Here is a 7926-nt window from a genome sequence, read left to right as displayed (position 1 = left end):
TTGAAAGCTCCTTTGTAGAAAGTTTGTATTGTTTTTGGGAACAAACAAACATCTAACACTTCTACAATAAGGGCTTTCTTTTTTTATGTCTACATACAATTAGCGTTTTTACATTTTATGGAATCTGTGCAAAGCTATTGGCTCGTCCCCCTTACCTCCTACTTTTTTGTGAACAAAGTAATTAAGAAGAATGCAATAAAGCTAACGAGAAGGGCAACTCCGCCAGCAATGTAAACAATAAGGGTTACACCTTCCGGTAGCGAAAATGGTTTTACCATGTATAGCCACATACCTACTGTTAATCCAGTTGAACCCATGATGGCTGTCCATACGTGAATTTTGGTTAAGAACGATTGCTCGACTTGGAACACTTTGTAGAAAACCGCCCAAGCAAACAAACTCAACCAACCTACGACTAAAATATGTGCATGCACTGGTCGAAACGCATATGAACCAGCGCCCGCCATATGCGCTCCGAGTATTGCGCCAATCAGACCAAATATACTTGCGAATCGTACCAATACTAAACTATTGTTATTCATTCTCCATTCCCTCCGTTAATCTCATTTTTTAAAACTTTACTAAATGAATATGAACGGACGATGAATGGAAGATTACATTTCTACTTGATCGGCAATTCTACGATAAAGGTCGTTCCTATCGATTCTTTACTTGAAACAGATATACTGCCCCCATGCAGGTCAACAATCATTTTTACAATTGATAAACCGAGTCCTGTGCCCTCAATCGAACGCGTACGTGATTGATCCGCGCGATAAAAGCGTTCAAAAGCCCTCTCCACTTCTAAATCTTTCATCCCGATTCCTGAATCCTCAAATTTGATTAATACTGAGTCTCCTATTTCCTGGGCTGAAATTTCAATAGTGCCATCGGGCTTATTGTATTTAATGGCATTGGATAAAAGATTATCCCACACCGTATCTAGTAATGACGGGTCACCAACAATCTCAATATCCGGTAATGTAAACTCGAGCATAATCCCTTTTTCGCTAATCGACCATTGATAATTTCGGATTAAATCCTTAATTTGCTGCCCAAGATTAAATGATCTTTTCTTCACGATATCCTCATTTCGATCAAGTGAGGCGAGCAGTAACAGTTGTTTCGTTAAGCTTGAAAGCCTCTCAATCTCACCATTAATAATCGAAACATATTGGCTTTTTTCTTCCGTTGTAACGGATTCCTTCTCAAGCAAACTTGTGTATCCTTTTATATTGGAAAGGGGTGATTGAATATCATGTGAAATATTGGAGATGAATTCCTTCCTGATTTCATCCGTCTGCTCTAATCTTCGTGCCATTTGTAAAAAACTTTTTGAGAGCAAGCCTAGCTCATCATGACGATTTGAATCCACCTTCACATTAAAATCACCGGATTCCAAGGATTTCGTCGCCTTTGTTAAATCAGAAATCGGCTTTACCAAGTATCTTGTATTAATCAAAACCATCACAACACTAAGTAAAATCGTTAATCCAACAATCCAGGCGAACAGCACATGCATTTCGTTAAAAAGAAACTTAATATCTGGTCTCATAAAAAGGGCAAAACGGCTTCCATTGTGATTCAACGGAACGCCAATTGTATTTTTTAATTCATTCGCAAAAAAACCGGTCACAAAGGTTTCCTGTGGGAACCGAAGAATACCATGAAAAATTTCTCCATTTAAAACCGTTTGTTCAATAGTAGAAGGAAGTCTTTTATCCCGAAATGGCTCCCCCAAAAACGTTTTGTTTCCCGCTTCGTCAATCAGATAAAATTGATAACCTGTGGCAGCAATACTCGCCAAGTAATCGGTTAATGCAATCTCAGGATGTGCTTCGGTAAAACTAGCAATATCGAGTGCCACTTGAGTGTTTTTTTGATCATTAATCGGCTTCAGCTTTTGTTGATAATAACTATTCGAAATGATAAAAGCTAAGATAAAGCTTATGAACATCATGCCAATCGTAATGACAATGAATTTTACATAGAGTGTTTTCATGATTGCTGAGCCTCTACCATATAACCAACTCCACGCACTGTTTTGATTTGGAAGTCATCCGTTACTTTTGAAAAACGTTCCCTTAGTCTTTTGATATGCACATCAACGGTGCGCTCGTCCCCTTGGAAATCGAGCCCCCAAATTTGTTCGATTAAGTGTTCTCTCGAAAATACCTGTCTTGGATTGGAAGCGAGATAATATAGAAGCTCAAATTCTTTTAATGGTAAAAGGAAAGTCCTACTGCCAATTTGGACTTCGTAGCTTTTTTTATTGATGGTAGTCTCGCCAAAATGAAATATCCCCTCATCACCTTGAGAATCGTATCGTCTGAGCAGAGCTTTAATTCGAAAACTCAATTCCTTCGGCTCAAATGGCTTCACAAGATAATCGTCAGTTCCTGCTTGGAACCCCTGTTCCTTATCTTCTATTTGACTTTTCGCGGTTAAAAGGATAATCGGAATATCATACTGCACACGAATCTCTTTCGTCAGTGTATAGCCATCCATGTAAGGCATCATCACATCGACAATCGCTAAATCACATGGCTCCTTTTTTAAAATATCCAAGGCTGCCATTCCATCTTTCGCCTCGAAAACGCGGTATCCTTGTTCTGACAAATGAATTCGAACAAGCTGTAAAATATTCGGATCATCATCTACAAGTAAAATCGTCGCCATAATTACTCCCCCTATATGGGGTGCAGTGACAGGTTCATCGTCCCAGTTGGGACAATGAACCTGTCCCCTTGTCCCCGCACAAATTAAACGGCATTTTGAATGATCTGTCCATCGCTCATTTTGATAATTCGATCTGCAAATGTTAGCATTTCCTCATCATGCGTCACCATTAAGGTTGTGATGTTCAAGGTTGTCGTAATGGTTCTAATGAGCATCATTACATCCTTCGAACGTTTAGAATCTAGACTTGCGGTTGGCTCATCTGCAAAAAGAATCTTTGGCTTATGAATAATAGCGCGTGCAATCGCTACCCGTTGCTGTTCCCCACCCGATAATGAAGAAGGATAGGCCTTCTTGCGATGGTCCATTTCAACTACTTTTAGTATGGCATCTATTTCCTTTTTTTGCTCATGTTTCGGTAATCCCGTTTCAGATACTTCGAGCATGAGCGCTAGTTGTTCCTCTACGGTAAGAAATGGCACCAAATGAGCAAATTGAAAGACAAAACCAAATTTGGTTGCCCGAATTTTTCTGACTTCCTCTGAGCGTAAATTCGCGATATTTTCACCATCAAATACTACTTTTCCATTTGAGGCAGGTTGGAGTCCTGCGGCAATGGTTAACAGTGTACTTTTACCTGAACCAGAGGCGCCTATTAGCGCGGTAACTTCCCCTTCCTTAAGGGTTAGGTTGACCCCTTTTAAAATTTCTTCTTTGATTTCACCATTTGTAAATGTTTTTTGAACATCATCAATTGTAAAGATGGTCATCCTACATCTCTCCTTGTTGGATCGCTTGTAATGGTTCAACTTTTTTGATTTGGACTCCTGAAAGTGTTGCACCAGCAAAGCCGATGAGTATAAAAATCAACGACAACTGGACTGTCGTTTCTAATGTTAAATGAAACGGCATGCTAGTTGGTGCAAGGAGATTAAACGTTTGACTGAGTATGACCGATAGAACTAAGGCAATGAAGGTGATGACTGCCATTTGCGTCCACATCATTTTAAATAACGAACTTGTCTTTACACCAATCGCCTTTAGAATTCCGTACAGTCCCATTTTTTGAATGTTCATCATGTAGAAAAAGATAGCAAACAACATACCACTAATGACGACTAAAAACCAAATAATCATATTCAAGGACATTTGCTCTGCTTTATAGCTTGAAATCGTATTTAGGAATTCGTTTTTTGAAAAAACCTCTAGATTACTATAATGTTGCGTTGTATCGGAACCTGGTATAAAAATTAATTGCATTTCCTCGATACGATAGATTTCTTTAAAATCCTCGGGGTTGATATACGCAACAGGTGCATGACTGTATTTACTTTGTTCCACAAAGCCTTTTACAGTGAACTCCCCGTTATGTTGATTGTTTGTTAAGATGTCGCCCGTCCTTATCCCAGCATCCTTTAGTGATTGATCAAGGATGATTTCGCCGGGATTCACCTTTGCAAACAATGGGGATTCCGTTGAGGTAACAAACGCAACACTTCGTTGTTTTCCATTTTGCTCATTTAGAAACCCCATTTGAATCGAAAAAGCAACAGCCTCTTGATGTTTGTCTAAAATTTCACTCTGCGTGTCGAGATCAATTTTTGATAGATTATACGTTTGGTCTGCATCGTCTGCCATGTAAAATTGACCGTCCGGCAAGTTTTTAATTAAGGCAGCATTATCCTGCGACAACCCGTTCGCTAAGCCAGAAATGATAAACGTTAGGAAACTCACAAGAAACACAATCGAACCTAAAATTAAAAACCGCACCCTATTCTTCTTCATTTCCTTCAATGCCATCTTCATCTTCATTCCTCCTATCATAATGGGACAAGGGGACAGGTTCATCGTCCCATATTTGAGAATGAACTCCCCTGCGTCCTCTCTTGATATCCTTAGTTTATAATCGGTATGTGAATAGAAGATGAACAAGGGGTTACAATTGAAGCCAGGCGAATCTTTCATATCTCCAAATAGATTAATCCTGTTATACTAGGCTCATAAACTACATTGGGGTGAGGCTATGTGGAATCTAACGAAACAAGCGAAAGAGAAGTTTTCAACATGCAATACGCTACCGATTCACGAATCTGACGAAGACTGGGAATTTTCATTAAAACAAGCCGAAGAAGAAGGCGAAGATCTTATTTCTCGTCTTAAAGAAGAACTTGAGGAAGCTAAAGATGTACTCCTACAGATTTTACCAGACCGTTTCATTCCGTATGTGAAGAATGGTACTTTAAATCAGCCAACATTACCGAAATCTGTTCGCGATGATTACCTGCAATGGATGCGTGAAGCAGACAAAGAATTTGAACACATTTTAGATGCAGCCCATGAGCAAACGGCAAATGCTGTTACATTTTTATCAAAGGAAGTCCAGGATGTCTTTGAGGAAAGCCTGCACGATTCAAGCATTGATCGCATCGTACGAAAAGGCGATACACTTCACCTGTACATCAATACAGACGGAGGTTTCTCAACAAAAGCACTTATTCAGTTCACTTTTGAAAATGTGCTGGCCGAGGAATTTGAAGTACCTTTAGAGGTTGGGCATTGGATTGTCTATTACGAGTTACAGAAAACAGAAGATGGTTTTGCCTTTCGTGTGTTGTTCGATGGTCCAGATAGCGAATGGACGATTTTTATGAGGAATTTGGATGCATGCTATTATTATCGTCCGGCCTTATATACTTCATTACATCATGAAGAAAAACTAAAAGAGACACCATTTGAGGATTATCTTGCACGATTAGATCCGGATGATCACTATTGGCTACATACTCCACATGTGACTTGTGCCATCCAATCAATCTCTGAATCTATTACATTAGAAAACGGAAAACTTGAGGTTACACAAAATGAAGTGATTGTGACAATCGGGAATAAATGCTTTACTTACGATTTAGAAGAGGTCAATCCCATTCAGTTTATTTATACGGATGTATATGAGGATCCTTATGCGCATTTGGATGAACCATTACCAATGGATGAAATCGAAGCAGCAGCACTATGTGATAATTTGGAGCTACAAGTACGAGCATGGAATACGATGTATGCTAACCCACTTGAATTGGCGGAAATAATCAATCGTGTTATGACTAAGATGACAATTACCGAAGAAAATGAAATGATGGCAAGTGTTTATGCCAATCATTTTTATAACGAAGGGATCTTAACAAATGACGTGATTGAAAAATATTGTTCACTGATAGAGTAGTTCGGAGGGGGTTCTTGTCCTTAGATTAATAATTTTGGGACACAGACCACCCCCGTGTTCTTTTTACAATTCATCCAATTCAACAACTTCGCCTGTTGTTGCGTTTACTCCAAACTGGCAATCTATTTTTCCGCAAAGCACATACTGCTTTTGGTCAAAATCATAAACATAATAAGGAGTTAGCTCGAACTTTCCTTTTAGTTTTTCAAAGGCTTCATCCTTACTGATTACGACTTTCTCAGGTATTTCAAATTCATCGAACATCTTTAACATCATCAAGTTGTCCATATAATTGACAGCTTGAAGGCTCTTGGAATCAATCATTATATTCACTTTTCGTTGAAATACGCGGCTATCCTGCTCAGTCGCTCTCAATATCGCATGAATATAGCCCTTTTCACGATGAAGAGATTTTAAAATCCAGATACCTGAATCACTTGGATATTCTTTTCTTAAAAGATTCGTAACCTCGATCACACATTTTTCTAGCTCTGCCTTCTTGATTGGCAGGGAATCTGGAGAAGGCTCCATTGAAAAGGCCTGTTCAGCCGTAACCTCCTCATGCCACTTCATTTCCTTTCGATCAAATTTAGTCTTAAGTGGCTCATCCCAAAACAAAGGCTTGTCTATTTCCAAATATCCTTTCACATCCACGTTTGGCTCAAAAGGGATGGTGGAAATTTGATCATTTCGAACATAGATTTCTTCCACAGCATATGCCGCTACTAATTGTTGTTGATCAAATAATGGAAATTCAAGTAACTTCACTTGTTCCTTTGCTATTGCCTCTATTTTTTCGAAGGTTAATGTATAGGGTTCTAACTTGACCTTTTCTTTAGATGGAAAATGACCATGAACTGAAAACAACGTAAGTTTACCATCTTGATTAAACTTGACCTCAATCATTCCAGCAGGAGAAACATCAACACCGTCAATGCATTCACTAAAGTGCAGCTCCCCCTTTTCTTCTTTGCGAAGCTGAAATTGCTGTTCATATCTTAATCCTGTCTCCTGCTCAATCCATTTGATGATGTCATTTTTACCAGCAAAGGTTACCCCATTCTTTGCGAATGTCTGTCCCATTACGAAAATTGCACTCTGAAACTTCCGGGTGTTGATATCGATTTCAATTACGGCTGTACCGTCTGGATTCTCATCTTCATCCATAGGCTCTTCAACTTCATTTGGAAACCACTCCATTGATAATGAGTACACAGTTTCATTAAAAATGTTCACATTCCGGTTTACGCTATGTCTTTTCAAGTAATAGTCCCATAGACCAAATTTTTTTCTTGTTAATTCAATTAGTTCCTGTATTCTAGAATCCAATTAAAACACTCCATTTCTGGGACAATGTACCTGTCCCTCTGTCCCACTATATATTCGAAATTACATAATAAATTGTCATCATAAATATCGCTAAGCCGAATACAAGTCCAACAACACCAGCTATTAGGTTTGATTTCCAGGTATAGCCCTTCATATCCGATTCAGAGGTTGAACGGTCTACCTTTCTAAAATGAATAAGCATTCCAATGTTGGTAACCACGATAGCCATTATGATCACGATGAGCATAATAATAGGATCGATTTGAAAAATACCATATTCATAGTCTAGACTCATATAAAATTGAAAAAACATGAACGCACTTAGTACAAGACTCCACCCGCTGCTTACTTTTCTGATTTTCGACCATTCGTCCCCCATTTTTTGTTTTTCATAGGTTGCTACCTTTTCAAGAATTGGAAGAAATGATTTTGTAGAATCTCTTTTAATAAAACCGAAAATAGCCTGAATAAGAATGAGAACCGCCAATGTAAAGAAAAAGTGCGGAAACCTAATTGTAAATACATTTATGATAGTAAAAAAGAGTATAAGAACAGTTAGCATTGTCCCATTTGTCAACAGAATCTGATTCATCCGCATTCTACGAATCTCATGTGGTTCCACTTGCATCCCCTCTTTTCTAGTATTTTTTCCCAACACCTTTCTTATTACTACGACTGGAAGTTCATTTGGTTTCAAA

8 protein-coding genes are annotated in these 7926 nt (G+C 38.6%); 1 reads left to right on the top strand and 7 read right to left on the bottom strand.

The window, feature by feature from the left end:
* Positions 1-158 precede the first annotated feature (158 nt).
* From E1I69_RS11070 to E1I69_RS11050, 5 genes are all read right to left on the bottom strand, one after another.
* A complete protein-coding gene (locus tag E1I69_RS11070; RefSeq protein WP_136379673.1) occupies positions 159-542 on the bottom strand; it encodes a hypothetical protein in 384 nt (127 codons plus the stop codon).
* Between the two features lie 80 nt (positions 543-622).
* On the bottom strand, positions 623-2002 hold the full coding sequence (locus tag E1I69_RS11065) for a sensor histidine kinase (RefSeq protein ID WP_136379672.1): 1380 nt from the start codon (positions 2000-2002) through the stop codon (positions 623-625).
* Positions 1999-2679 (bottom strand): response regulator transcription factor, encoded by a 681-nt coding sequence (locus E1I69_RS11060; RefSeq protein WP_136379671.1) that lies wholly within the window; start codon positions 2677-2679, stop codon positions 1999-2001. Before E1I69_RS11060 ends, E1I69_RS11065 begins: the two co-directional genes overlap by 4 nt.
* 83 nt (positions 2680-2762) lie before the next feature.
* Positions 2763-3449 carry an ABC transporter ATP-binding protein gene (locus E1I69_RS11055; RefSeq protein WP_136379670.1) on the bottom strand — a complete coding sequence of 229 codons (687 nt, stop codon included), beginning with the start codon at positions 3447-3449 and terminating at the stop codon, positions 2763-2765.
* A 1-nt stretch (position 3450) separates the two neighbouring features.
* A complete protein-coding gene (locus tag E1I69_RS11050; RefSeq protein WP_136379669.1) occupies positions 3451-4485 on the bottom strand; it encodes an ABC transporter permease in 1035 nt (344 codons plus the stop codon).
* 217 nt (positions 4486-4702) lie between these two features.
* On the opposite strand from E1I69_RS11050, the gene E1I69_RS11045 reads away from it, so the two are divergent.
* Complete coding sequence (locus E1I69_RS11045) at positions 4703-5899, top strand: DUF4085 family protein (protein WP_136379668.1); 1197 nt, start codon at positions 4703-4705, stop codon at positions 5897-5899.
* Between the two features lie 63 nt (positions 5900-5962).
* Here E1I69_RS11045 and E1I69_RS11040 read toward each other — a convergent pair whose 3' ends face one another.
* Together E1I69_RS11040 and E1I69_RS11035 are read right to left on the bottom strand one after the other, a co-directional pair.
* Positions 5963-7228 carry a hypothetical protein gene (locus tag E1I69_RS11040; RefSeq protein WP_136379667.1) on the bottom strand — a complete coding sequence of 422 codons (1266 nt, stop codon included), beginning with the start codon at positions 7226-7228 and terminating at the stop codon, positions 5963-5965.
* A 46-nt stretch (positions 7229-7274) separates the two neighbouring features.
* The gene (locus E1I69_RS11035; protein ID WP_136379666.1) at positions 7275-7850 is read right to left on the bottom strand and encodes a hypothetical protein; all 576 of its coding nucleotides are present in this window, start codon (positions 7848-7850) and stop codon (positions 7275-7277) included.
* Positions 7851-7926 lie beyond the last annotated feature (76 nt).

It is taken from the genome of Bacillus timonensis (assembly GCF_004799755.1).
GTDB lineage: Bacteria > Bacillota > Bacilli > Bacillales > Bacillaceae_L > Ferdinandcohnia > Ferdinandcohnia timonensis_A.
The sequence above is the reverse complement of the archived record's forward strand: the minus strand, read 5'-3'. Positions and strand labels throughout refer to the sequence as shown.

What these genes read in the sequence shown, in the direction of transcription:
- E1I69_RS11070 (WP_136379673.1), bottom strand. Translation starts at nt 542, where the DNA reads ATGAATAACAATAGTTTAGTATTGGTACGATTCGCAAGTATATTTGGT.
- E1I69_RS11065 (WP_136379672.1), bottom strand. Translation starts at nt 2,002, where the DNA reads ATGAAAACACTCTATGTAAAATTCATTGTCATTACGATTGGCATGATG.
- E1I69_RS11060 (WP_136379671.1), bottom strand. Translation starts at nt 2,679, where the DNA reads ATGGCGACGATTTTACTTGTAGATGATGATCCGAATATTTTACAGCTT.
- E1I69_RS11055 (WP_136379670.1), bottom strand. Translation starts at nt 3,449, where the DNA reads ATGACCATCTTTACAATTGATGATGTTCAAAAAACATTTACAAATGGT.
- E1I69_RS11050 (WP_136379669.1), bottom strand. Translation starts at nt 4,485, where the DNA reads ATGAAGATGGCATTGAAGGAAATGAAGAAGAATAGGGTGCGGTTTTTA.
- E1I69_RS11045 (WP_136379668.1), top strand. Translation starts at nt 4,703, where the DNA reads ATGTGGAATCTAACGAAACAAGCGAAAGAGAAGTTTTCAACATGCAAT.